This window comes from Hoeflea sp. AS16 (genome assembly GCF_038900095.1).
Lineage (GTDB): Bacteria > Pseudomonadota > Alphaproteobacteria > Rhizobiales > Rhizobiaceae > Hoeflea.
On record NZ_JBBMQQ010000006.1, the window covers coordinates 218,163 to 242,483 of the forward strand.

At 62.8% G+C, this 24,321-nt stretch carries 21 protein-coding genes; 3 read left to right on the forward strand and 18 right to left on the reverse strand.

The window, feature by feature from the left end; all coding sequences use genetic code 11:
* Window positions 1–10: 10 nt before the first annotated feature.
* The 13 genes from WNY80_RS16145 to WNY80_RS16205 form a co-directional block, all read right to left on the reverse strand.
* Window positions 11–781: an ABC transporter ATP-binding protein gene (locus WNY80_RS16145; protein ID WP_342888424.1), complete on the reverse strand. Its 771-nt coding sequence runs from the start codon at window positions 779–781 to the stop codon at window positions 11–13.
* A gap of 10 nt (window positions 782–791) precedes the next feature.
* Window positions 792–1,619: an ABC transporter ATP-binding protein gene (locus WNY80_RS16150; protein ID WP_342888425.1), complete on the reverse strand. Its 828-nt coding sequence runs from the start codon at window positions 1,617–1,619 to the stop codon at window positions 792–794.
* On the reverse strand, window positions 1,616–2,539 hold the full coding sequence (locus WNY80_RS16155) for an ABC transporter permease (RefSeq protein WP_342888426.1): 924 nt from the start codon (window positions 2,537–2,539) through the stop codon (window positions 1,616–1,618). Before WNY80_RS16155 ends, WNY80_RS16150 begins: the two co-directional genes overlap by 4 nt.
* A complete protein-coding gene (locus WNY80_RS16160; protein ID WP_342888462.1) occupies window positions 2,536–3,528 on the reverse strand; it encodes an ABC transporter permease in 993 nt (330 codons plus the stop codon). Before WNY80_RS16160 ends, WNY80_RS16155 begins: the two co-directional genes overlap by 4 nt.
* Before the next feature lie 72 nt (window positions 3,529–3,600).
* The gene (locus WNY80_RS16165) at window positions 3,601–5,196 is read right to left on the reverse strand and encodes an ABC transporter substrate-binding protein (RefSeq protein ID WP_342888427.1); all 1,596 of its coding nucleotides are present in this window, start codon (window positions 5,194–5,196) and stop codon (window positions 3,601–3,603) included.
* Window positions 5,197–5,460: 264 nt separating this feature from the next.
* On the reverse strand, window positions 5,461–6,465 hold the full coding sequence (locus WNY80_RS16170) for a putative sulfate exporter family transporter (protein ID WP_342888428.1): 1,005 nt from the start codon (window positions 6,463–6,465) through the stop codon (window positions 5,461–5,463).
* Window positions 6,466–6,672: 207 nt separating this feature from the next.
* The gene (locus tag WNY80_RS16175; protein WP_342888429.1) at window positions 6,673–7,668 is read right to left on the reverse strand and encodes an alcohol dehydrogenase catalytic domain-containing protein; all 996 of its coding nucleotides are present in this window, start codon (window positions 7,666–7,668) and stop codon (window positions 6,673–6,675) included.
* Window positions 7,665–8,423, reverse strand: coding sequence for an SDR family oxidoreductase (locus tag WNY80_RS16180; protein WP_342888430.1), 759 nt, complete (start codon window positions 8,421–8,423; stop codon window positions 7,665–7,667). Before WNY80_RS16180 ends, WNY80_RS16175 begins: the two co-directional genes overlap by 4 nt.
* A gap of 10 nt (window positions 8,424–8,433) precedes the next feature.
* Window positions 8,434–9,741 (reverse strand): histidinol dehydrogenase, encoded by a 1,308-nt coding sequence (gene hisD, locus WNY80_RS16185; RefSeq protein ID WP_342888431.1) that lies wholly within the window; start codon window positions 9,739–9,741, stop codon window positions 8,434–8,436.
* Window positions 9,742–9,754: 13 nt separating this feature from the next.
* Entirely contained in the window at window positions 9,755–11,083 is a 1,329-nt protein-coding gene (locus WNY80_RS16190; RefSeq protein ID WP_342888432.1) for a TRAP transporter large permease, read from the reverse strand.
* Window positions 11,084–11,093: 10 nt separating this feature from the next.
* Window positions 11,094–11,609, reverse strand: coding sequence for a TRAP transporter small permease (locus tag WNY80_RS16195; protein ID WP_342888433.1), 516 nt, complete (start codon window positions 11,607–11,609; stop codon window positions 11,094–11,096).
* Between the two features lie 109 nt (window positions 11,610–11,718).
* Window positions 11,719–12,870: a TRAP transporter substrate-binding protein gene (locus WNY80_RS16200; protein WP_342888434.1), complete on the reverse strand. Its 1,152-nt coding sequence runs from the start codon at window positions 12,868–12,870 to the stop codon at window positions 11,719–11,721.
* Window positions 12,867–13,097: a hypothetical protein gene (locus WNY80_RS16205; protein ID WP_342888435.1), complete on the reverse strand. Its 231-nt coding sequence runs from the start codon at window positions 13,095–13,097 to the stop codon at window positions 12,867–12,869. Before WNY80_RS16205 ends, WNY80_RS16200 begins: the two co-directional genes overlap by 4 nt.
* A 112-nt stretch (window positions 13,098–13,209) precedes the next feature.
* Here WNY80_RS16205 and WNY80_RS16210 point away from each other — a divergent pair, with 112 nt between their 5' ends.
* A complete protein-coding gene (locus tag WNY80_RS16210) occupies window positions 13,210–14,238 on the forward strand; it encodes a LacI family DNA-binding transcriptional regulator (RefSeq protein WP_342888436.1) in 1,029 nt (342 codons plus the stop codon).
* Between the two features lie 18 nt (window positions 14,239–14,256).
* Here the strand turns inward: WNY80_RS16210 and WNY80_RS16215 are convergent, their stop codons facing one another.
* The 4 genes from WNY80_RS16215 to WNY80_RS16230 form a co-directional block, all read right to left on the reverse strand.
* Entirely contained in the window at window positions 14,257–17,631 is a 3,375-nt protein-coding gene (locus tag WNY80_RS16215; protein ID WP_342888437.1) for an error-prone DNA polymerase, read from the reverse strand.
* The gene (locus tag WNY80_RS16220) at window positions 17,628–19,160 is read right to left on the reverse strand and encodes a DNA polymerase Y family protein (RefSeq protein WP_342888463.1); all 1,533 of its coding nucleotides are present in this window, start codon (window positions 19,158–19,160) and stop codon (window positions 17,628–17,630) included. The genes WNY80_RS16215 and WNY80_RS16220 overlap by 4 nt, the downstream gene beginning before the upstream one ends.
* Window positions 19,144–20,043 (reverse strand): hypothetical protein, encoded by a 900-nt coding sequence (locus WNY80_RS16225; RefSeq protein ID WP_342888438.1) that lies wholly within the window; start codon window positions 20,041–20,043, stop codon window positions 19,144–19,146. Before WNY80_RS16225 ends, WNY80_RS16220 begins: the two co-directional genes overlap by 17 nt.
* Before the next feature lie 195 nt (window positions 20,044–20,238).
* The gene (locus WNY80_RS16230) at window positions 20,239–21,765 is read right to left on the reverse strand and encodes an altronate dehydratase family protein (RefSeq protein ID WP_342888439.1); all 1,527 of its coding nucleotides are present in this window, start codon (window positions 21,763–21,765) and stop codon (window positions 20,239–20,241) included.
* Between the two features lie 123 nt (window positions 21,766–21,888).
* Between WNY80_RS16230 and WNY80_RS16235 the strand changes: the two genes are divergently transcribed.
* Window positions 21,889–22,572, forward strand: a complete 684-nt coding sequence (locus WNY80_RS16235) for a GntR family transcriptional regulator (RefSeq protein ID WP_342888440.1) — start codon at window positions 21,889–21,891, stop codon at window positions 22,570–22,572.
* Between the two features lie 32 nt (window positions 22,573–22,604).
* Here the strand turns inward: WNY80_RS16235 and WNY80_RS16240 are convergent, their stop codons facing one another.
* Window positions 22,605–23,633: an aldo/keto reductase gene (locus tag WNY80_RS16240; RefSeq protein ID WP_342888464.1), complete on the reverse strand. Its 1,029-nt coding sequence runs from the start codon at window positions 23,631–23,633 to the stop codon at window positions 22,605–22,607.
* Between the two features lie 203 nt (window positions 23,634–23,836).
* Here WNY80_RS16240 and WNY80_RS16245 point away from each other — a divergent pair, with 203 nt between their 5' ends.
* On the forward strand, window positions 23,837–24,289 hold the full coding sequence (locus tag WNY80_RS16245) for an RbsD/FucU family protein (protein WP_342888441.1): 453 nt from the start codon (window positions 23,837–23,839) through the stop codon (window positions 24,287–24,289).
* The last annotated feature ends 32 nt before the right edge of the window (window positions 24,290–24,321 follow it).

The window sequence follows — 24,321 nt, forward strand, 5'->3', positions numbered from 1 at the left end:
GCAGGCTCCATCAGCGCTGACGTGCGGGATCGCGGGTGAAGCCCTCGCTCGCCGTCAGCAGGTTGCGGGTGTAGTCCTTGGTTGTTGCGTGGTCCTGCAGCGCTTCGCGGGTCAGTTCCTCGACCACCTCGCCCGACTGCATGACCACCAGCCGGTCGCACATGTGCGAGACGACGGCCAGATCGTGGCTGACCAGCACATAGGTGAGGCCGCGTTCGGCGCGCAGCCGGTCGAGCAGGTTGAGCACCTCGGCCTGGATCGAGGCATCAAGCGCCGATGTCGGCTCGTCCAGCAGGATGATCCGTGGTTCGAGGATCAGGGCGCGGGCGATGGCCACGCGCTGACGCTGGCCGCCGGAAAGCTGGTGCGGATAGCGGAAGCGGAAACCCGCGCCGAGACCGACGTCATCGAGCGCCTGCTCGACCCGCTCTTCGGCGCGGTCGAAGCCGTGGATGGCGAGCGGTTCGGAAAGTACCCGGTCAACGGTGTGGCGCGGATGCAGCGAGGCGTAGGGATCCTGAAACACCATCTGGACGCGGCGGTAGAAAGCCTGGTCGCGTGGTGTCTGTACCGGCTCGCCGCGCACGCTGAGCCGGCCGCCGGTAACAGGCGTCAGGCCGCACAGCGCCCGCAACACGGTGGACTTGCCGGAGCCGCTCTCGCCGACGATGCCGAAGCTTTCCTCTTCCTCGACGGCAAGCGACACGCCCTTGAGCGCACGCACCTGGCGGCCGCCGCCTTCAAAAGTGACTTCGAGATTTTCGATGTCGATATAAGCCATCGGTGGTTCCTTACTCGAGCCAGGCATCGTCGCGCGCCAGCACCGGCAACGGGCGGCTGTCGCCGGTAATCGTCGGCAGGCAGTTGAGCAGCCCCCTGGTGTAGGGATGGCTGGCCTCGCTCATGCGGCGGGCGTCGAGTTCCTCGACCACCCGGCCGGCATACATGACCAGCACCCGGTCGCAGAAGGTCGAAACCAGCCTGAGATCGTGGCTGATGAAGATCAGGCCCATACCGCGCTCGGTGACAAGGCGGTCGAGAATGCGCAAGACCTCGATCTGCACGGTCACATCGAGCGCCGAAGTGGGTTCGTCGGCGATCAGCAGATCCGGCTCGGTAACCAGCATCATGGCGATCATGGCGCGCTGGCCCATGCCGCCGGAGAGTTCATGCGGGTAAGCCGCCATCACCCGTTCGGGATCGCGGATCTGCACCGCCTCGAGCATGGCGATGGATTTGTCGCGGGCCTCCGACTTGCCGCCGTGCAGCTTGACCGCCTCCATCAGCTGCTTGCCGATGGTCATCACCGGATTGAGCGAGAATTTCGGATCCTGCATGACCATGGACATGCGGGCACCGCGCAATCCCCGCCATTGCCTTGGCGTTGCGTTGCGCAAATCAATGCCGTCAAATTCCAGCTTGTCGGCGGTGGCGGTTCCGGTGACCGGCGTGAGACCGAGAATGGCGCGGCCGGTCTGGGATTTGCCCGATCCGCTTTCGCCGACGATGCCCAGCCGTTCGCGGCCGAGACTGAAACTGACGCCACGCACAACCTCGACCGGCCCATGGCGCGAGGGAAAGGCAATGCGCAGGTTCTCGACGGATAGCAGCGGGCTCATTTCTCGGCCTTCGGGTCAAGCACGTCGCGCAGGCCATCGCCGAGCAGGTTGAAGCCGAGCGAGACGGTGAAGATGGCAATGCCGGGCATGGTCGCGACCCACCAGTAATCGATGATGAAGCGGCGACCGCCGGCAATCATCGCGCCCCATTCGGGCTGTGGCGGCTGTGCGCCCAGACCCAGAAAGCCGAGGCCGGCAGCCGTGAGGATAATGCCTGCCATGTCGAGGGTGACACGGATGATCACCGAGGAGAGGCACAGCGGCACCACGTGGCCCCAGATGATGCGCCCCGAGGACGCGCCCTGCAGGCGGATGGCATCAATGTGCTCGGCATTGCGGATGGTCAGCGTCTCGGCCCGCGCCAGCCGGGCATAGGGCGGCCAGGAGGTAATGGCGATGGCGATGATGGCGTTTTCGATGCCCGGTCCCAGGGCGGCGACAAAGGCCAGTGCCAGGATCAGCCGCGGAAAGGCCAGGAAGATGTCGGTGATGCGCATCAGCACGGTGTCGACCCAACCGCCGTAATACCCCGAGACGGTGCCAACCAGCAGGCCGATGGGCGTGGCGATGATGGCGACCAGCGCCACCACCAGCAATGTCAGCCGCGCGCCGTGAATGACGCGGCTGAAGATGTCGCGGGCCAGATCATCGGTGCCCATCAGGTGGGCCATCGACGGCGGCAGCAGCCGTTCCGTGCGCAGATCTCCGCCAAGCACCGGGTCGTAAGGCGCAATCACATTGGCAAAGATGGCAACCAGCACCAGCAGCACGACAATGCCGAGACCGATCATGCCAAGCCGGTTGCCGGTGAACAGGACCCAGGTTCGCCAGGCCTGACCGAGGCGTGCCTGGCGGCGCGAGGCCGGTTGCTCGCTCTGCAGCCATTCGCTGAGGCTTTGACGGGGTGCGCCGGTGGTCATGCACGTCTCCTGACCCGGGGGTCGAGCACGGTGTAAAGGAAATCAGAGAGCAGATTGAGGCCGACAAATATGATGCCGATCAGCAGTGTTCCGCCAAGAACCGCGTTCATGTCGGCGTTCTGCAGCGAGTTGGTCAGGTACTGGCCGAGGCCGGGCCAGGCGAAGACGGTTTCGGTCAGAACCGAGCCTTCCAGCAGGCTGGCATAGGACAGGGTCACGACCGTGACCAGCGGCACGGCGGCATTCCTTAGGGCGTGCACCCAGATGATGCGCCATTCGGCGACACCCTTGACCCGCGCGGTGACAATATATTCCTGCGCCAGCTCGTTGAGCATGAAGCTGCGGGTCATGCGGGCGATATAGGCCATCGAGAAATAGCCGAGCAGCGCTGCGGGCAAGGCTATGTGCGAGACCACATTGCGAAATGCAGCCCATTGCCCCTGCACCGCTGTATCGATGAGGAACAGCCCGGTGGTGGGCGTGAACGCATATTCGTAGGAAATATCGATGCGGCCCGGACCGGCGACGATGCCCCATTTGGCGTAGAATATCAGAAGCCCTAGCAGGCCAAGCCAGAAAATCGGCGCGGAATAGCCCATCAGGCCGACAATGCGCACCACCTGATCGACCAGCCTGCCCTGCCGGACGGCGGCCCAGACGCCGAACGGAATGCCGAACAGCGTGCCTATGAGGATGGCGACGGTCGCCAGTTCAAGCGTTGCGGGGAAAGCCCGGGCAATGTCGTCGATGATCGGTTTCTTGGTCAGCAGGCTTTCGCCGAAATCGCCGGTCACCGCCTTTTCGACATAGATGGCGAACTGCACATAGAGCGGGCGGTCGAGGCCGAGTTCGACATAGACCTTGTCGTAGGTCGACTGCGAGGCACGGTCGCCGACAACGGAAAGCACCGGATCAACCGGGACCACACGGCCGATCAGGAAGGTGACAACGAGCAGGCCGAAAATGGTAACGGCAATGGTGGCAAGCAGCCGGGCGGTCTTGCCGAGGAATGCCGGAAGGGCGCGTGAGCGCCCTTCCGCGAGAGCGGATGTTGCAGACAATTACTTGGTCACTGCCTTGAACGAGTTGTCGTTGAACGACGGGCCGATGATGAAGCCCTCGACGTTCTTGCGGCGCGCCAGAACCTCGATCTCCTGGAACATGATGACAAACGGCGAGGTTTGCTGATGCTCGGTCTGAAGATCGACATACATCTGGGCCCGCTTGGCTGCATCGGCTTCGAGGATGGCCGCATCGGCCTTCAGCGTCATTTCCGGGATATCCCAGGCATTGCGCCAGGCCAGCGGCTTGGAAGCGGCATCATCGGAGTTGTCGGGGTTGCGGGCAAAGGTATCGGCATTGGTATGCGGATCCTGGTAGTCCGGGCCCCAGCGGCCGATATAGATGTCGTGATTGCGGGCACGGTACTTGGTCAGCGTCTGCTGGCCATCGCCCGGAATCAGTTCCATCTTGATGCCGGCCATCGCCATGGTCTGCTGGATGGCCTGACCCATTGCCGTGATTTCAGGCGTGTTGCGGGTGTCCATGGTGACGGTGAAACCATCGGGCAGGCCTGCTTCGGCAAGCAGTTCCTTGGCCTTGTCGACATTGAGCGAGAACGGCGTGTCTTCCAGTGCGCCCAGGAAACCGCGCGGCAGGAAGGCCTGATGCGGGATCACCTTGCCCTTCATGATGGTGTCGGAGATGGTGGCGTAGTCGACCAGATACTTCATCGCCTGGCGAACCTCGGGCTTGGCCAGGATTTCGTTCTTCTGGTTGAGACCGAGATAGTAGATCGATCCCTTCACACCGCTTTCGATGACGATGTCGGCATTGGTCGACATGGCGGTGATTTCCTCGGCGCTGACATTGCGGGCAATGTCGATGTCGCCCTGCTCAAGCAGCAAGCGTTGGGTCGCGGTTTCGGGAATGTGCCGGTAGATGGAGCGGACCATCGGCGGCGTCTTGCCGGAATAATTGTCGTTGCGCTCAAGCACGACGGCCTCGTTGGCGCGCCAGTCACGAATGGTGAAAGCGCCGGAACCAGCATAATTGGTCTTGAGCCAGTTGTAGCCGAAATCACCATCAACTTCGTGGCTCTTGACCAGTTCGCTGTCGACAATGAAGCCCACCGTTGCGGTCAGGCAATAGAGCACCAGGGTCGGCGCATAGGGCTTGTCCATCTCGAATTCGAAGGTCATGTCGCCGGTCTTGCGGATCATCGCATCGACATTGTCGGCATTGAAGCCGAACTGGGTGAGGATGAAAGCCGGCGACTTGTCGAGCTTGATGACGCGCTGCAGCGTGTAGACCGCATCTTCGGCGGTGATCGGATTGCCGGAAGCGAACTTCATGTCCGGGCGAATGGTGAAGGTGAAGGTCTTGCCGTCTTCGGAGATCTCCCATTTTTCGGCGATGACGCCGAAAATCTCAGAGACGTCGTTGACGTTGTAGCCGACCAGTCCCTGATAGGCATTGCCAAGAATTTCGGAGGCCGAGAACTCGAACACTTCGGCGGGGTCGAGGGTGATGATGTCGTCGATCGCCCAGGCCTGAATCAGCGTGTCGGCTGGCGTCTCGGCGTTCGCCGTGCCCGGCGCAAAGGCTGCAGCCGTGCACATCAGCGCCACCGCCACAAATTTTTGAATGTGTTTCACGTTAAAGCTCCCGGTTAAAAGTCTTCCCTTTGGCATGCTGGAGGGCGCGGGAATTTGACCCTTGTCACCCTTCGGAAGCAGCAATCAGGTCACAGCCCCATGGGCCTGTCAAGCGCCACGGGAAAGTCCTTGTATGGCCTGCGACCGAACCGAAGCGGAACTGGCCGAAAACGCCGCAATTCCGAAAGAAAAAATTGCACCAGGATAATCAAGCCATCGGAATATATGAGATATTTGGCTTTCGGCTGCCTGCCTCGCCCGAGTTCACACCCCTGCCAGACCGAATGAAACCGCCCCCCAAGCCAGCGCCAGAAGGAACAGTGTTTCCAGCACGATCACCGCCACGTGCCGCCACCCCAGATCCATCATGGCCTTCATGTTGGTGCGCACGCCAAGCGCCGAGATGGCAATGACCAGCAGCCAGGAGGATGCATCGACCAGCAAGACCGCCACGGTTGCCGGGATCAGCCCGATGCTGTTGGCGATGGTGACCACGCCGAAGCCAACCACGAAAAGCGGCAGGCGCACCTGCGAAAAACCGCTTTCGCGGCGCGCCGTCGACAGGGCAACAATGATCAGCACTACCGGCAGCAGCGTGACCCGCAGCAATTTGACGATGGTCGCTGTGTCGCCGGCTTCGGTCGAGATCGAGTAACCGGCGCCGACAACCTGCGCCACATCATGCACCGTCGCGCCGATGAGGAAGCCGCTCTGCTGATCGTTCAGACCGGCGAGACCGAACAGCACCGGGTAGATGATCATGGCGATGGTCGACAGCGTGGTGACGGCAACCACCGTGAACAGCACGTTGCGCTCGGTCTTGTCGTTGGCGGGGATCACCGCTGCCAGCGCCAGTGCGGCCGACGCTCCGCAGATGGCCACAGAACCGCCGGTGAGAATGGCAAAACGCCAGCCGCGGGAGAACAGCTTTGCGCAGATGAAACCGAAACCGATGGTCAGCGCCATCAGGCTCGCGACAGTCACCAGTCCCGAGGTTCCGATCCCGGCAATGTCGCCAAGCGTGATGCGGGCCCCGAGCAGCACGATGCCAAGCCTGAGAAGCGTTTTCGATGCAAAGACCACGCCCTCGGAGGTCCGCTCCTGATCGGCCATGAAATTGAAGGCCATGCCGATCAGCAGCGCAAACAGCATCACCGGCGCGGCATAATGCTCCGACAGAAAGCGTGCCGCAGCGGCGATGGTCAAAGCCAGCAGCAAACCGGGAAACAGGCTTCGTGCGCGCGCCGGCAGATTGGGTAGAGAGGCCATTGGTGCAGCTCCGCAGTTCAAAACGTCCAGAAAACAAATGCCCGGGTGTCTGTGCCCGAGCGAGTTGCTCCGTGTCTTCCATGGAGCAGCAAGAGACCATGACACAAGGAGATCGCGCGGGCCTGTTCATATCGCCGGCATGAACAGGCCTTGCACTTAAGCCACAAGCGGTCCCGGGTTCAGGGTTCAGTGTTCAGTGTTCAGTGTTCAGGGTTTGAGAATGATCTTCGGGGCGGAAGCCCTCCCGCCCTGAATGTCGGCAAAGGCACTGGCGCCATTTTCCAGCGCACGAAGTTCCGCCCAGTCGAGCGTGCCGAGACGGCCATCAAAGATCGCCGCCGCAGTGTCGCGAAAATCTTCAGGCGTGTAGGTGTAGGCGCCGATAAAGGTGATTTCCTGCAGGGTCATTCGACGGATATCAAGACCGGCGGACGCATCCCCCAGACCGATATGGACAATGACGCCACCCGGCCGGGCTGCACGGCTGGCCGTCGCCCTCGTGGCGGCAAAACCGACACCATCAATCACCAGACCGTAACCGCCCGGATCCTCGGCCATGACATCGTCCGGTGTGGCAATCCTGAATTTGCCGGCAGACTTCAGGGCCGGAACCCGGCGCGGGTTGGCTTCGCTGATCGTAATGTCGCTGGCACCGTTGGCACCGAGCGCCAATGCCGCGCCGAGACCGATCGCCCCGCCGCCAATCACAAGGCAGCGGGCGTCCGGCAGCGGACCGTCCAGGGCCCGCGCGCCCAGCCGCATCGCATGCCAGCCGCAAGCCAGAGGCTCGGCAAGGCAGGCCTTTTCGAAGGACACATGATCCGGCATCTCGACCAGGTTTTCAGGCGGGATGGCGATGTACTCGGCAAAAGCGCCCTGGCGCGGCGCCATCGACAGGATCTGGCGCTGCGGGCACAGATTGTTGCGTCCGGCCTTGCAGGCGCGGCAGGTGCCACAGGTGGCCAGCGGATTGACGGTGACCCGCCGGCCCGGGCCGGGGCCTTCGACAACGACGCCTGCGGCTTCATGGCCGAGTATCAGCGGCGCCGGGCGGCGTTCGTCATGGCCGAGATAGGCGTGCATGTCTGACCCGCAGATGCCGACGGCTTCAACCCGGACCAGACATTCGCCGGATGGCATATCGGGTCCTGGCTCGTCGCGATAGACCAGGCTTTCAGGCGCGGTGTAGACAAGCGCTTTCATTTGGCGGTGTAGCCCCCGTCGACGAAAAGGATCTGCCCTGTCACATAGACCGAAGCCTCGGAGGCCAGAAACAACAGCGGTCCCTCGATATCGGCCATCTCGCCGTTGCGGCCAATGCAGGTGGATGCGGCATGCATGGCTGAAACTTCCGGGTTGGCGAACACCGGACCTGTCAGTTCCGTCTTGAAGAAACCGGGCGCCAGCGCATTGGCGTTGATGCCATCGCGTGACCAGGCCTCGGCCATGGCGCGGGTCATCTGCTCGACCCCGCCCTTCGACGCGCCATAGGCAATGCCGTTGGTGAATGCCCGGCGTGACTGCAGCGAGGCGAAATTGATGATCCGGCCCCAGCGCTTCTGCTGCATGCCCGGAACAAGCGCCTGGGCAAGAAAGAATGGCACCGTCAGATTGAGCGCGATCGTGCGGTCCCAGCTGTCAGGCGTTACCTGATCGGCACGCTGGCGGAAATTGAGCCCGGCAGCATTGACCAGGATATCCGGCGGGCCAAACTGTTCGCAGGCGCTTTCCGCAATGGCCGTTATGTCGGCTCCCGGGCCGAGGTCGGCGGCGAGGCCAGCGGTTTCCCCGTCCGTCTCCGCGCGCCACTGGTCAAGCGCTTCCGCTCGGCGGGCCAGGCCGACCACGCGGGCACCGGCCTGGGCCAGAAAAGTCGCCGCCGCCCGGCCAAGCCCGGAGCTTGCGCCGGTAACCAGCGCGACGTGGCCTTTCAGGCCGAACAATGCATCTTCACTCATCTCAGGTCTCCTACCCTGTGCCGGAGAGATCGAAATTCTCACCCGGGAAATATTTGCGCAAACGGATATCGGCGGTGCGGGCATGGCCTTCCATGCCCTCGAGCCGCGAGATCCGGGCTGTGGCCTCGGCAATCGGTTTGGCCCCTTCGCGGGTGGCGCGTTGCCAGGTGACGATCTTCATGAACTTGTGGACCGAGAGCCCACCGGTGTAGCGCGCCGCACCCGAAGTCGGCAACACGTGGTTGGTACCCGAAGCCTTGTCGCCAAAGGCCACCGTGGTTTCCTCGCCCAGGAACAGCGAGCCGTAACAGCCCAGACGGTGCAGCCACCAGTCCAGATCCGCCGCCTGCACGGTGAGATGTTCGGGCGCGTAGTCGTCGGAGGTGGCTGCCATTTCCTCGCGGCTGTCGCAGAGGATGACCTCGGCGAAATCGCGCCAGGCGGCCTCGGCATTGTCGCGATTGACCTCGGGCAGGGTAGCAATCAGCTTGGGAACCAATGTCATCACGGTCTCGGCCAGCGGCTTGTCATTGGTGACCAGCCAGACCGGCGAATTGTAGCCATGCTCGGCCTGACCGACCAGGTCGGCGGCAACGATTTCCGGATCGGCATGTTTGTCAGCGAGGATAAGGCTGTCGGTGGGGCCGGCGAACATGTCGATGCCGACGCGGCCAAACAGGATACGCTTGGCTTCGGCAACGAACTGGTTGCCGGGACCAACCAGGATGCCCGACGGCGGCACATCGAAAAGGCCGAAGGCCATCGAGGCCACGCCCTGCACACCGCCAAGGGCGAGAATGGTGTCGGCGCCACAGATGTCGGCGGTGTAGAGTATCGCCGGATGGACACCGACATCGGGACGCGGCGGCGAACACACCGTGATGTGCCTGCAGCCAGCCACCTTGGCGGTGGTCACGGTCATGATCGCGGAGGCGACATGGCTGTAGCGACCGCCGGGCACATAGCAGCCGGCAGCTTCGATGGGAATCGTCTTCTGTCCGGCAACCAGGCCGGGAACGATTTCGATCTCGATGTCGCTCAGGGTCTTCTTCTGGGCTTCGGCGAACTTGCGGACATTGTCGTGGGCGAAGCGGATATCGTCCTTGAGTTTTTGCGGCAGGCTTGCCGCGGCAGCCTCGATCTCATCGCGCGTGACAGAGATGTTGCCGGTGTAACGGTCGAATTTCTCGGCATAGCTGCGTGCCGCCGCCTCGCCGCCGGTTTCGATCTCGTCGAGGATCGCCTGGACTGTGTCGCGGACGGACCCGGAATCCGAAGTCGAGGTTTTGGCTGCTTTCTTGAGATAGGTACGGGACATGTCCACGGTCCTCCTATTGATAGATTGCGGGCAGCAGCGTGGTGGACAGCGCCGGAACGAAGGCGATGAACAGAACCACGATCAGCATGAAGAATACGAAGGGGATGGCCTGCCAGGCGATTTTGAGGATCGATTCACCGGTAATGCCGGATACGACAAACAGGTTGAGGCCGAGCGGCGGGGTGATGAAACCGACACCGAGTGCTGTGATCATCATGATGCAGAACTGGATCTCGTTCATGCCGATATTGTCGGCAAGCGGCTTGAGGATCGGCGCCAGGATGACAATGTTGGGCGTCGTCTCCATGACACAGCCGGCCGCGATCAGGATGAAGATCATCATGATGATGATGACCATCGGCTCCTCGCTGAACGAGGTGACTGCGGCGACGAAGCCCTGCGGCACGCCCATGATCGCCAGGGCCTCGGCCAGCGGAGCGGAAAAGGCGATGATCGGCAGGATCACACCGTTCACCTTGGCCGAGCTGAGCAACATGGCCGGGAAATCCGCCAGGCTGAGCGTACGCAGGATGAAGCCCATCAGGATCGTGACGACAACCGCGGTGGCGCCGGCCTCGGTCGGGGTCAGCCGCCCCGAGAAGATGCCGTAGAAAATGATGCCCGGCACGATGAAGGCATACCAGCCCGATTTCAGCGCCTTGCCCAGGTTGGAGCCCCATTGGCCGAGCGTCATCGGCTCGCCGCCCTCGTATTTGTAGATGCGGTTGACGACGATGTTGGTGATCAGGATCGAGACGAGAATGCACAGCCCGGGGATGAGCGCTGCCAGGAACAGCGTCGAAGCGGAAATGCCGAGCACCAGCCCGATGATGATGTAGGCAATCGACGGCGGAATCAGGATGCCGGTGCAGGCACCGGCTGCGACCAGCGCACAGGCATAGGGACGCGGATACCCGCTTTCGACAAGCCGCTCAATGGTCATCCGTCCGACGGCTGCCGCTCCGGCCGCATCGGAGCCGGAAATGGCCGAGAACATACCGCAGACCAGTACCGTCGCCGAGCCGAATCCGCCTCTGGTCCAGCAGGTCAGCGCTTCGGCCACATCAAGAAACTTGCGGCTGAGCCCGGTGCGCACCAGCACATCTCCGGTCAGGATGAACAGCGGCACCGCGGTCAGCGCAAAGGCGTCGATCCCGGTGAACAGGCTTTCGCCCACCGCGCTCAGCGGCATGTCCCCGGACATCACCAGCATCAGGATCGCCGACGCCCCGATGGCGGCCCAGACCGGCACGGCCAAGGCAATCAGCGAGACAAAGAGGATGACCGGTCCATAGAAATCCCAGCCCAGTTCGACGCTCTGATTGAGTGTTTGCCAAAGCATGATCTATTCCTCAATCAAACAGCTTGTCGCCTTCGTAGACGGGCGTGCCGTCACGAAAGCTGCGCAGATCGCGTGCAAGGGACTGGGCCAGGCGCCAAAGCATGAGCGCAAACCCGAGCGGCACAGCCATGAGGAACCAAACCATTGAAATCCGCAGCCCGGCGCTGACAGAGCCGAATTTCACCGAGACCAGCACCGTTTCGAATGACCAGTAGAGCGCGATGATGGCGACGACGAACATCACCAGATCGCCAAAGACGTACAGCAGCGCCTTGGCTCGCGGTCCGAGGTAATGCATCACCACATCGATGCGGATATGGGCCCGCTCGCGGACCGCCGCCGCGGCCCCGATCCAGACCAGATAGATGAATGCGTAGCGCACCAGCTCTTCACCCCAGATCGATGAATAGGAGAAGATCTCGCGACGCAGCACCTCTACCGCCATGGTCACCACCAGAAGAACGTAGAACATGAGCAGGGCCCAGCGTTCGGCATTCCTGTCCAGTGCGCTTAGAAATTTCGACACGACGCCTCCCTTGCGGCCCGGGCCTGTTCAAGCCCATCCGCCTGAGATGTTGGATGGAGAAATGCTCCGCCGCCCCGGATCAATCCGGCGGCGGAGCCTTGCTGGATGCTCAAGCGTCGTGGACGTAGTATTTCCCACGTGTGCCTGCGGCCTCGACCAGCTTTTCGAAAGTGTCCATCGACCCGGCCAGTTCGGTCTTGAAATCATCCCATTCCGCGCGCTGGTAACCGACCGTATCCTTCCACTCGGCCAGCTGATCGTCTGTGAGCGAATGGAATTCCACACCGGACTTGGCCATCTCGGCCATGGCGAAGGTCCGGGCCGAAGGCACCTTGGCCAGATTCTGGTGGAAGCTCATTTCCGACGCCCAGGCAATCGCATCCTGCACGTCGCCGGGCAGGCTGTTGTACCATTCCAGGTTACAGGCGTAGGTCTGACTGTCAGGCACCGCCTGGGCAAAGGTCACGTGGCTCAGGATGTCCTTGAAGCCGAAGGCGTAAAGTGCGCCGACTGCCGGATCGAGTGCATCCGCCACGCCCTGCTTGATCGCCGAAGGCGTTTCGCCCCAGGCCACCGGCGTCGGGTTGGCGCCGCCCATGCGATAGAACTGCTGCAGCATCTTCGAGCCCGGTACCCGGAACTTGACCCCTTGAAGATCTGCCGGGGTGATGATCGCCGATCCGCCCTGACGCACGGCCATTACACGCGGATCAATGCAGAAATAGAACATCGGCTTGAAACCGCGCGCCTCGACCAGCGCATCGACTTCCTTCTTCCAGATGTCCGAGCTGACAAGGTTGACGAACCGCTGATTGGCGCCACAGAAATAGGGCATGTTGATCAGGTCGACAGCGGGCGCGAACGGGGCGAAATTGGACAGCGAGAACTGACCCGCATTGACCGTGCCGCTCTGTACCTTTTGCGCCAGCGCCGAGCCGATGCCCAACTGTCCGCCCGGAGCGAGCTTGACGTAGATCTTGCCGTTCGAGGCGTTCTGGATGTTTTCCTTCACATCGAGCTGCATCATCGGGTAGCTGCGAGAGGTCCCGATCACATATTCGGTGGCCAGCGTCATCACGTGATCGGCTGCGGCTTCGCGGTCCTTCTCTTCCTTGGCGGTCTGGGCCACGGCCTTGTCGGACCACAGCACACCCGCGGCGCCGACTACCATGGCCGCGGTAAACGCGCCCGCACCGGTCAGCTTGAGAAAATTGCGCCTCTCGGCCGAAGCCAATTCATTCCTGATTGTATCGTCTGTCATCGGGTTTCCTCCTCCCTGTTTGGCAGTGATGCCTCGCCGCGCTTCTCCCTTGCCTCGATAAGAAGCAAGCCGGCGACAAAGAAACCGCAGGAGAGCGTCAGCAGGGCAGCCTGCATCACGTCGGACAGGAAGGCGGCGCGAAAGAATGCGCCGGCCATCACATCGACAGCGAACAACGCCATGAACAGGGCTGCCATCCAGAATGCCGGTTTTTCCGCTTGCGTCATGGCCCCCTCCCAAGGTTCCAACAAAAATCAGTGTAAGCGCTTACATTTGATGATGCAAGCGCTTACATAGTGCATTCGGTTCCTTGCGGGTATAGGGAGGCGAAGAGGGGCCATGAGCGAAATCACAAAACCAACGCTGGATGATGTTGCGCGCGCGGCGGGAGTGTCGACGGCGACGGTATCGCGCTGCCTGAACGCGCCTGACCGGGTGATTGCAACAACGCGCGAGCGGGTGATGCAGGCTGTCGAAAAGCTGGGCTACACGCCGGATTTCGGCGGACGGGCACTGGCTTCGCGGCGGACCAACACGATCGGCGCCATCATTCCCACCATGGACAACGCCATTTTTGCACGGGGGCTGCAATCGTTTCAGGAGGCGTTGTCAAAGTTCGGCAAGACGCTGCTGGTGGCCAGTTCGGGCTACGATACGGCGCGCGAGCGCGAGCAGATGGAAGTCATGGCCAGCCGCGGCGTCGACGGGTTGTTGCTGATCGGTTCGGCGCGGCCGGCAAGCAGCGTCGAATTCCTGCGCCGGCGCGGCATTCCCTTTCTCGGGGCCTGGAACCTGGGTGACGGGGATGGCTGCTTCGTCGGCTTCAACAATCATGCCGCCGCTGCCGGGTTGACCGGGAAGGTTCTGGCCCAGGGCCATCGCCGCCTCGCCATGATTGCCGGGATCACCCACATGAACGACCGCGCCACCGACCGGAAAGAAGGTGTGCAGGCCGCCGCCGAACTGGCTGGAATCGGCCGGGACCAACTGCCGGTGATCGAGGCCGCCTACAGCTTTGACGACGCAGCCCGCGCATTCGGAGAACTGATGGCCCTGTCGCCACGGCCGACAGTGGTGATGTGCGGCAATGACGTGCTCGCCGTGGGGGCCATGCAGAAAGCACGTGAACTGGGCTTGCGGGTACCGGAAGACGTGTCGATCACCGGTTTTGACGACATTGATATTGCCGGCGTGGTCGCGCCCAAACTGACTACCGTGCGGGTGCCGCACCGGCGGATGGGGCACGCCGCCGCCGAAATGCTGGTCAAGCTGATCAACAAGCAGCCGGTGGAACGGCAGATCGAAATTCCGACGGCCATAGTCGAACGCGGCACACTCGGACCACCGCCGGCTGATCCGCAGGCCTGAACAATCCCGCCTACCCTTTCAATGGAAATTGCGGCCTTTCGGCAAGGCGCGGCTTGCGGCCCTGGCGCTTGCCAGTTCCTCGTAGTCCTGGCGCAGTTCCGGCGCATCGCGGATCAACCTGATGATGCGGGCAACGGGCTTGGTGCGCGGACGCATGTCCTCGATCGGGCGTCGCACTTCGTCGGCATTGGCCAGCCCGCCCATCTCGCCCGCCATGTCGGAAATCTGCGCCATCATCGGGGTCAGGTCCTCGAGATACTCGGCCACGACATGAATGACGCCTTGCTCGTTCTGCAACTTGCCGCGCACGCCGACACAGCGGCTGCCAAGCACGATGGCGCGGAATTTTTCAAACACCTTGGGCCAGACGATGATGTTGGCAACACCGGTCTCGTCCTCGATGGTCTCGAACACAACGCCCTTGGCCGAACCCGGCCGCTGCCTCACCAGCACAAGGCCCGAGACCTTGACCTGTCTGCCGGAGCGGATGTCCTGCAGATCGGAATTGGGCCGGCAGCCGTTGCGGGCCAGGCGCTCGCGCAGGAACGACATCGGATGCGCCTTCAATGAAAACGACAGTGCCTGGTAATCATTGATCACTTGTTCTCCCAGCGGCATCGGCGGCAGGTCGACATCGGGTTCTTTCTGCAGATCCTGGGTGTCGGCGGCGGCAAACAGCGGCAGCCGCTCGGCGCTCGAAAGCGGATCGAGCGCCTTGACCGCCCACAGTGCGTCCCGCCGGTCCAGCCCGATGGAACGGAAGCAGTCGGCCTCGGCCAGTTGCTCGATGGCGCGGCGCGGCAGGCCGGAGCGCATCCACAGGTCGCGGACGCTGTCATAGCCGCGGCCGCGGTTTTGCATCAGTTGCAAGGCTTCGGCTTGCCCGAACCCCTTGACGTGGCGCAGCCCCAGCCGCACCGCGTGGGTGTGCTTCATCACGCCCTTCATGGCGCGGTGCCGGCTGGACAGCGGCTGCGGCGCCGGGTCCGGCTCCAGCGTCGCGTCCCAGTCCGAGCAATTGATGTCGACGGGCCGGATCTCGACGCCATGTTCGCGGGCGTCGCGGATGAGCTGGGCGGAGGCATAAAACCCCATCGGCTGGGAGTTGAGAATGGCAGCGCAGAAGACATCCGGATAGTGGCACTTGAGCCAGCAGGAAACATAGACCAGCAGCGCGAAACTGGCGGCATGGCTTTCGGGGAAGCCATATTCGCCAAAGCCCTCGATCTGGCGGAAGCAGTGTTCGGCAAACGCGCGCTCATAGCCGTTTGCGACCATGCCCTCGACCATCTTGGTCTGGAACGAGCCGATGGTGCCGACACGGCGGAAGGTGGCCATGGCACGGCGCAACTTGTCAGCCTCGCCCGGCGAGAAACCACCGGCGACAATGGCGATGTTCATCGCCTGCTCCTGAAACAGCGGCACGCCGAGGGTCTTGCCGAGCACGGCGCGCAATTCCTCCTTGGGAAAGGAGACATCTTCCTTGCCCTGCCTGCGGCGCAAGTATGGATGGACCATATCGCCCTGGATCGGGCCGGGGCGGACGATCGCCACTTCGATCACCAGATCATAATAGCAGCGCGGCCTGAGGCGCGGCAGCATCGACATCTGCGCCCGGCTTTCGATCTGGAAGACGCCGATGGTGTCGGCGCGGCAGATCATGTCATAGGTCGGAACATCCCCGTCGGGCAGCGAAGCCAGGGTTTCGCGGCGGCCGTAATGGGTGTCGAGCAGGGCAAAGGCCTTGCGGATGCAGGTCAACATGCCGAGCGCCAGCACGTCGATCTTGAGCATGCCGAGGCTTTCGAGATCATCCTTGTCCCACTCGACAATGGTGCGGTCCTCCATCGCCGCGTTTTCGATCGGAATCAGCGAGGAGAGCTTGTCGCGGGTGATGACGAAGCCGCCGACATGCTGGGAAAGATGGCGCGGAAAGCCGACAATCTGGGAAGCGAGATCCAGCATCTGGGCCAGGTGCTTGTCGGACGGATCAAGGCCGGCGCGGCGCGCGTCCTCGGCATCGACCTCGCGCGACCAGCCGCCCCATTTGGTACCGGAAATGGCGGAAATCGCGTCATCGGAGAGGCCGAAGACCTTGCCGACTTCGCGGATGGCCGAGCGGGCGCGGTAGGTGATCACTGTGGCCGCCAGCCCTGCCCGCTCGCGTCCATACTTCGAGTATATATACTGGATCACCTCCTCGCGCCGCTCGTGCTCGAAATCGACATCGATGTCGGGCGGTTCGTTGCGTTCTTCGGAGATGAAGCGCTCGAACAGAAGGTCGACCTTGCCCGGATCGACCTCTGTGATCTCGAGACAATAACAGACGGCGGAATTGGCGGCCGAGCCGCGCCCCTGGCAGAGAATGTTTTGCAAGCGGGCAAAGCGGACAATGTCGTAGACGGTGAGAAAATATGGCGCGTAATCGAGTTTCTTGATCAGCCGGGTCTCATGGGCGATGGCCTTGAGCACCTTCTCCGGCGCACCGTCGGGGTAGCGTTTTTTCAGGCCTATGGCGGTGAGTTTTTCCAGCGCCTCCTGCGCGGGCAGCGGGTCCGGGCCTAGTTCCGGAAACATCGGCGCGTCGGGGTATTGATAGCGCAATTCATCGAGCGAAAAGCCGATGCGGCGGAACAGCGTGGCCGCTTGCGCCACCGCCTCCTCGTACCCCCTGAACAGATGCAGCATCTCGGCATGCGAGCGCAGATGCCGTTCGGCATTGGCCTGCAGCCTTGTGCCAACTGTCGCCAGCGTCTTGCCCTCGCGGATGCAGGTCAGCACATCCTGCAGCGGGCGGCGTTCGGGCGCGTGATAGAGCACATCGCCGATTGCCACCAGCGGCAGGCGGTGCTTGCGCGCCAGCCGGGCGAGCATCGCCATGTGGCGCTGGTCCGTGCTGCCATGGGCGCGCGACAGCGCCAGATAAAGATGATCAGGGAAAGCTTCACGCAGTTGTTCCAATGCGGAGTTCAGCCCGGTTCCGGCGGCTCCGGCAGGGGCGACAACTGCCATCAGCAGGCCTTGGCCATGGACCCGCAGATCATCGAGCGTCAGATGACATTCGCCTTTCGGGGCGCGGCGCTTGCCGGTGGTCAGCAGCTCGCACAGATGGCCGTAGGCCGCGCGGTCCTCGGGCCAGACCAGAATATCCGGCGTTGCATCCATGAACACCAGCCGGCAGCCCGGCGCGTAGGCCAGTCCGGCTTCCTTGGCTGCCATATGACCGCGGACCACGCCGGCCAGCGAATTGCGGTCCGTGATGGCGATGCCGCCAAGGCCAAGCCTTGAAGCCTGCACCACCAGTTCCTCGGCATGCGAGGCGCCGCGCAGGAAGGAGAAATTGCTGGCGGCGGCCAGTTCGACATAGGCCGGTCCGGAGAGGGGCGGGTTCATGCGAAAAGCCCGTGCATGTACCAGGCAGGGTCACTGGTCTCGCGCCCGTAAAGACCGTGGCGGAACATCCAGAAGCGGTAGCCCTGGCGGTCCTCGACACGAAAATAGTCGCGGGTGCGGGCGCCGCGGCCGTCGCGCCACCATTCGCAGGCAATGCGTTCTGGGCCTTCCGAGCGGACAATCTCATAGGACACACCGCGCCAGCGAAACCGCAAGGGCGGGCCGTCAGGCACCTCAGCGATGGTCTGCATCAGTTCGGGCCGGTCGAACAGGATCAGCGGCCGGGTGATGATCTCGCCGTCAGCCTCCGGATCGGAAGCCAGCGCCAGCGCCGTATTGCCCAAGCCTGATCTTCGAGCGCCAAAGCCCGGAGTGCCAAGATGGGCTACCGGCTGACGGCCGAAACTGCGTTCGGGAATATGGGTATCGGCAAGCACGAAACGCTGGACGCGATCGAGGCCAAGCCGCGCGCCGAGCCGGTCGATCAGGGCATCATGGCCCTGCCCGGCTGCATCATGCGCCATCATCTCGGTTTGCGCGGCATCGAACGGGTCGGCATGGACCACGTCAAGCCGGATCAGATCGAAGCCGAAGCCGGCGTCGAGATCGTCATGCAGGCCGGCGATGCGCTCATCGAACAACCGGCCGATCATCTTCGCGTCGCGCAGGGGGCGGGCTGTCTGCACGCCGAGTTCGTCGACATGACCATCGACCCTAAACAGCTTGAGCCGGCAGCGGCGCAGGCCGAGGCCGCGGCGTTCCAGCGGTTCTATGATACCTGCGGCGAGTGCTGCGATCACGCGGCTGATCTCGTCCTGATGGGTGACCGGCTCGGCAAACCGGCGCTCGGTGGAGAGCTCCGCCACCGGCATGATCGGCGAGATGGCTTCTTCTTCGCGGCCGAGCGCCTGATCCAGCCGTTGCATCAGACGTGCACCGAAGCGGGCGGCCAGCGGCGCACGCGGCAGGCCGGCGATACAGCCGATGGTCTTGAGGCCGACCCGGCCGAGCGAAGCGACCATGGCAGGCGGAAGACGCAGCCCGCTCAGGCTCAGCGGCAGGATTGCCCCGGCATGAGCACCTTCGGCAATGATCCGCTCCTGGCCGTAACGCGCCATGGCCCAGGCGGCGCCCGGCGTATCGGCCAGACAGAGCCGGACATGGAAACCCTGCGCGCGCAGCCTTGCCTCGAGATCGGCGATCAACGCCGCCTCGCCGCCGAGCAGATGGGCGCAGCCGGTGATGTCCATGAACAGGCCATGGTCGTGCCCCTCCTCCGGGTCCGAGCCAAGCGCAACCAATGGCGTATAGCGTTCGCACCAGCCGGCGATTTTCAGGAGCAGCGCCCGGTTTGCCTGGTCATCGGCGGGATGGCAATCGAGATCGGGCACCAGCGCCCGGGCATCGCTGAGCGTCTGGTTGAGCCGCACACCGCGGGCACGGGCGCGCTGATCCAGCGCCACGATGCGAATGGCATTTCGAACCGTATCCGTGACAACGACAGGCGGCGTTTCAGGATGCGCGTCCAAAATCCTGCCGGCGATCCAGGACTTGCCCCATCTTGTCCGGTAGAGCCTGTCGGTCGGCAGATGCGGGAAGGCGATCGAGAGAATGCGCTGGCGGGTTGGCGCGGGATGCTGGATGGGGAGCGGCATGATTGAAACTTCTTACTTTGGGGTTCCAGGCTAAAAGCCATTGGCCGGTCCGTCCGGCGCGATTGCGTTCAAGCGTCAGGGACAGCCGCATTGCCCCCACGCCACGTTGATAGGTGTCGTCCGCCCCGGACACTTCAGTGTTCACCCGCCATCGCGTCACCGCCGCGCTGGCCTCCTCCTCGCCGCTCTGGCGCAGGACCAGCGCCAGCACCCCGCTCGTTCGCGCCCGTAGCATCAGACGCCGCGTGGCGGTGATGTCAAAGCGCGCCGGATTGCCCTTGATCTGGAAGACCAGCGCCGCCAGGCCGTTGCAGCCCGTCGCCTCGTCAGCCGCCCACATGGCGCCCTGCAGATCGCCCGGTTCGACCATCGTCACGGATGACGGGTCCAGTCCGTACTGGGCAAGACCGGCGGGAAAAAGCCCGCCGCCATCGACGCGGGTGGCGGGATCGGTGACCCAGACAACGCCCCGGCGTCCGCTGCGATCTCCCTGCATGGCCCGGGCCGCGAGCCCCAGCGCAAAGCCTGTTGCCGCGCCGATGTCCCGCGCCAACGGACTGCGCACCTCGTGCAACCCACCGCAGGCCAACCCACCTTCGAGACAGTAATCAACCGCGCTGGCACCCAGAGGCAATGGCGAGGTCTCGCCACCATCGCCAAGCGCCATCCCCCGGTGCGCCTGATATGCCTGGGCCTCATACGCACGGGTGCGCGCCTTCAAGATATCGGTCGCGGTCTGCAGCCTCGAGAGACTCATGCTTGATCCATTTTGTTCCTGTTATGTTCTAATAAACACCGGACTCGGCGCGAGAGTCAATTGGCAGATTTAGGGCAGCAGATTTCAAGTGGTGGATTTCAGGCAGCGGGTCCTGAGGACAGACAGACGGCTTCAAAGCGGATGAGCCAGGTCCATCCGGTCGTTCGCATCAGATCCCGCGCAGCATGGCGATGATCACATCACCGCGCCCATCTGCCAGGGCACGAATTCGGCGCCGCCGAAGCCCAGTTGCTCGCTCTTGGTTTCCTCGCCGGAGGCTACGCGCAGGAACAGCTCGAAAATCTCGCGGCCCTTGGCCTCGAGGCTGACACCGTCAGTGATGATGTCGCCGCAATTGATGTCCATGTCTTCTGACATGCGGCCATACATTTCCGAATTGGTGGCCAGCTTTATGCAGGGTGTCGGCTTGTAGCCTGACACCGAACCGCGGCCGGTGGTGAATGCGATCAGATTGGCGCCCGAAGCGATCTGTCCGGTCACCGAACAGGGATCGTAGCCGGGGCTGTCCATGAACACGAAGCCGCGTTCGGTCACCTGTTCGGCAAACTTGTAGACTTGCGTCAGCGGCGCCGTGCCGCCCTTGGCCACAGCACCGAGCGATTTCTCAAGGATCGTGGTCAAACCGCCCTTCTTGTTGCCGGGCGAAGGATTGTTGTCCATCTCGCCGCCATTGCGCGCGGCATAATCCTCCCACCAGTGGATCCGTTCGACGATCTTCTTGCCGACTTCCGGCGTCACCGCCCGGCGGGTCAGCAGATGCTCGGCGCCGTAGATTTCCGAGGTTTCCGACAGGATGGTGGTGCCGCCATGGGCGACCAGCAGATCGGACGCCGCGCCCAGCGCCGGATTGGCGGTGATGCCGGAATAACCATCGGAACCACCGCACTGCATGCCGATCATCAGGTGTTCGAGGCCTGCGGGCGCACGGGTGATCTTGTTGGCAACTTCGGCCATTTCCTTGAGCTGCTCGATGCCGCGTTCGATGGTCTTGCGGGTGCCGCCGGACTGCTGGATGGTCATGTAGCGAATATTGCCATCGGCGCGCATGCGGCCGCGGCCAACCAGATCCGGTACCTGCATGACTTCGCAGCCCAGGCCCAACAACAGGATGCCTGCGAAATTGGGATTGCGGGCATAGCCCTGCAAGGTACGGAACAGGGTGTCGTAACCCTCGTCATTGCCCGACATGCCGCAACCGGTGCCGTGGACGATCGGCACGATGCCATCGACATTCTCGAACGCGTCGAGCCAGCCCTGTTTCTCGGATGCCTCGGCGATGAAGCGGGCCACCGAGCCGGAGCAATTCACCGAGGTGAGGATGCCGAGATAGTTGCGGGTGCCGACGCTGCCGTCAGCGCGGTGATAACCCATGAAATGGCGCTTTTCGGCGGGCTCGGGAAGTGGCCGGACTTCGGTCGAAAACTCCTGCGCCTCGGCGTGACCACCCATGCCGAGATTGTGGACATGCACATGCTCTCCGGGGGCAATGGCCTGGGTCGCGACGCCGATGGTCTGGCCATAGCGGATGACTTTTTCACCCTCGGCAATCGGTCGTGTTGCGATCTTGTGCCCACGCGCCACAGCGCCTGCAAGCGGGATGTCGAGACCGAGGACCGTGGCCCCGGAGGCGAGATCCTTCAATGCAATGATCACATTGTCTGCCGGGTTGAGGCGGATTGTCTGCGGGAGATCGTTTGTCATCGGTCAGAGCACTTCATGGTTGGAAAGCCGGATCGCGGCTTGACAGGCGGACATCTTTACTAACATGTTAGTATGCCAGTAAACGAGGATAGTCCACTGCGAGACGCAAAAAAATCCCTGCCCGTGCTTCAACCTCTTGATGATTTTGCCGGCTCGCTTTCCCAGAAAGTCTACATGTCGCTCAAGCAGGCGATCCTGTCGCTGGCGTTCCGCCCGGGCGAGCTGATGCAGAAATCGGAAATCTGCAAGCAGCTCGGCGTCTCGCGCTCACCGGTGACGGAAGCCATGACGCGGCTGGCAAGCGAGGGACTGGCCGACATCGTGCCGCAGGCGGGAACCTATGTGACGCGGTTTTCCATGGCGGAGATCCGCGAGGGCGCCTTCCTGCGCGAGGCGTTGGAACTGGCGGCGGTGGAATCGGTAACGGCCACGATCACGGAAGAGCAACTGGTGCTGCTCAAGCGCAATCTGCGGATTCAGGAAGCGCTGATGGAAGATGGCGATACGGCAGGCTTTCACCAGATGGACGCGCAGATGCACGAGCTTATCCTGTCGTTCACCGGCTACCGGCGGCTGGCATCGCTGGCGGAAACCGCCTGGATCCATGTCAATCGCGCGCGCCATCTCAACCTGCCGATGCCGGGCCGGATGCAGGCAACGCTCAACGAGCACAAGGCCATCGTCGCGGCGCTGGAGGCGCGCAATCCGGAGGCTGCGCGCCAGGCAACGCGGCATCATCTGAGGCAGCTGGTCCTGATGCTCGAGCCGCTGGTCGACGCGCGTCCGGAGCTGTTTACCAGCGGATAGAGCGCCATACGCGAAGTATGGCGCCACTGTTTTCAGGCGCTGACCGGAGCATCCTCACGCATCAGCCCTTCGGCTTTCAGGTCGGCCCAGAGCGCGGGCGGGATTTTCGCGCTGGCGGCAACCGCGTTGGCCTCCATTTCAGCCACGCCCTGCCCGCCCGGAATCACCGAGACAATGGCCGGGTGGCGTAGCGGAAACTGGAAAGCGGCATCGACCATACGCACAGTATGGCGCTTGCAGACCGCCTCTATGCGGGCAACGCGGTCCAGAATCGACTGCGGCGCGGGATCATAATTGTAAAACGCACCGGGCTTCGGCCCCGTCGCGAGGATGCCCGAATTGTAAGGCCCGCCGATGATGATGCCGATGCCGCGCTGTTCGGCCAGCGGCAGGAATGTTTCAAGCGCTTCCTGTTCCAACAGCGTGTACCGGCCAGCCAACAGGAACAGGTCAAAATCGCCGTGCTCGGTAAGCCACTGGCAGGATTGCCATTCATTGAGGCCTGCGCCGAAGGCCTTGATCACGCCCTGGTCACGCAAGGATACGAGCGCCTTGTAGCCACCGGCCATCAGCTCCTCGAGCTTGGCATCACGCGCCGCTTCGCTGCCGTGGGTGAAGACGTCGAGATCATGAGCGTAAAGAATGTCGATGCTGTCGACGCCAAGCCGCTCCAGCGAAAACTCGAGTGAACGCATAACGCCGTCATAGCTGTAGTCGTAGACTTCGACACGCGACGGCACATCGAAGAACTTGCCTTCGCCGGTGCGTTCCTCGCCCGCCTCACAACGGCGCATCAGGCGTCCGATCTTGGTCGAGAGCACGTAATCGCCACGCGGCTTGCCACGCAGGAAACGGTTGAGCCGGGTTTCGGCAAGGCCCAATCCATACAGAGGTGCGGTGTCGAAATAGCGGACGCCAAGATCCCAGGCTTTCGACAGTACCGCATGGGCCTCGTCATCCGAGATGGCGCGATAGAGATTGCCCAGGGGCGCGGTGCCAAAACCGAGCTCGGTGAATGTCAGGCCGCCGTTTCCGATCCGGTCCCAATGCCGCGTTTTCATCTGCATGTCGTCCTCCCTGTCCGGCCGCCAGGTTAGCCGATCCTGTCAGAGATCGCACCCTCCGCATTGCCAGGCTTTGGCATTTTCCAGTGAGATAATCGCGTCAGTGGCCGATAGGGCTTGAATGACGGACTGCCCGGCTGCAGGATCAGGCAAAAGCGCGACACCGGTATGGGCGCGCATGACATTATCGGGAGACCTTCATGCTCAAGGGACTGGATCCACGCCTGAATGCCGAGGTGCTTTACGCGCTTCGCGCCATGGGTCATGGCGACACGCTGATCATCGCAGACGCCAATTTTCCATCCGACACGATTGCCCGCAAGACCGTGCTCGGCGAATTGCTGCGGATGGACAACCTGACCTCTGCCCAGGCGGCGGAAGCGGTTCTTTCCGTGTTGCCGCTCGACACCTTCGTCGATGATTTTGCCGGCCGGATGGAAATCGTCGGCAACCCGGACGAGATCGCTCCGGTGCAGGCGGAAGTCCAGGCCGTGATTGATGCAGCGGAAGGCAAGCCGCGGCCGATGGTCGGCATCGAGCGCTTCGCGTTTTACGATCTGGCCAGCCAAGCCTATGCGGTTATCCAGACTGGCGAACGGCGATTCTATGGCTGCTTCATGCTGCGCAAGGGCGTTATCCCGCCGGACGCATAGAACGGGAAACCGCACACTTCACGCCATGCTCA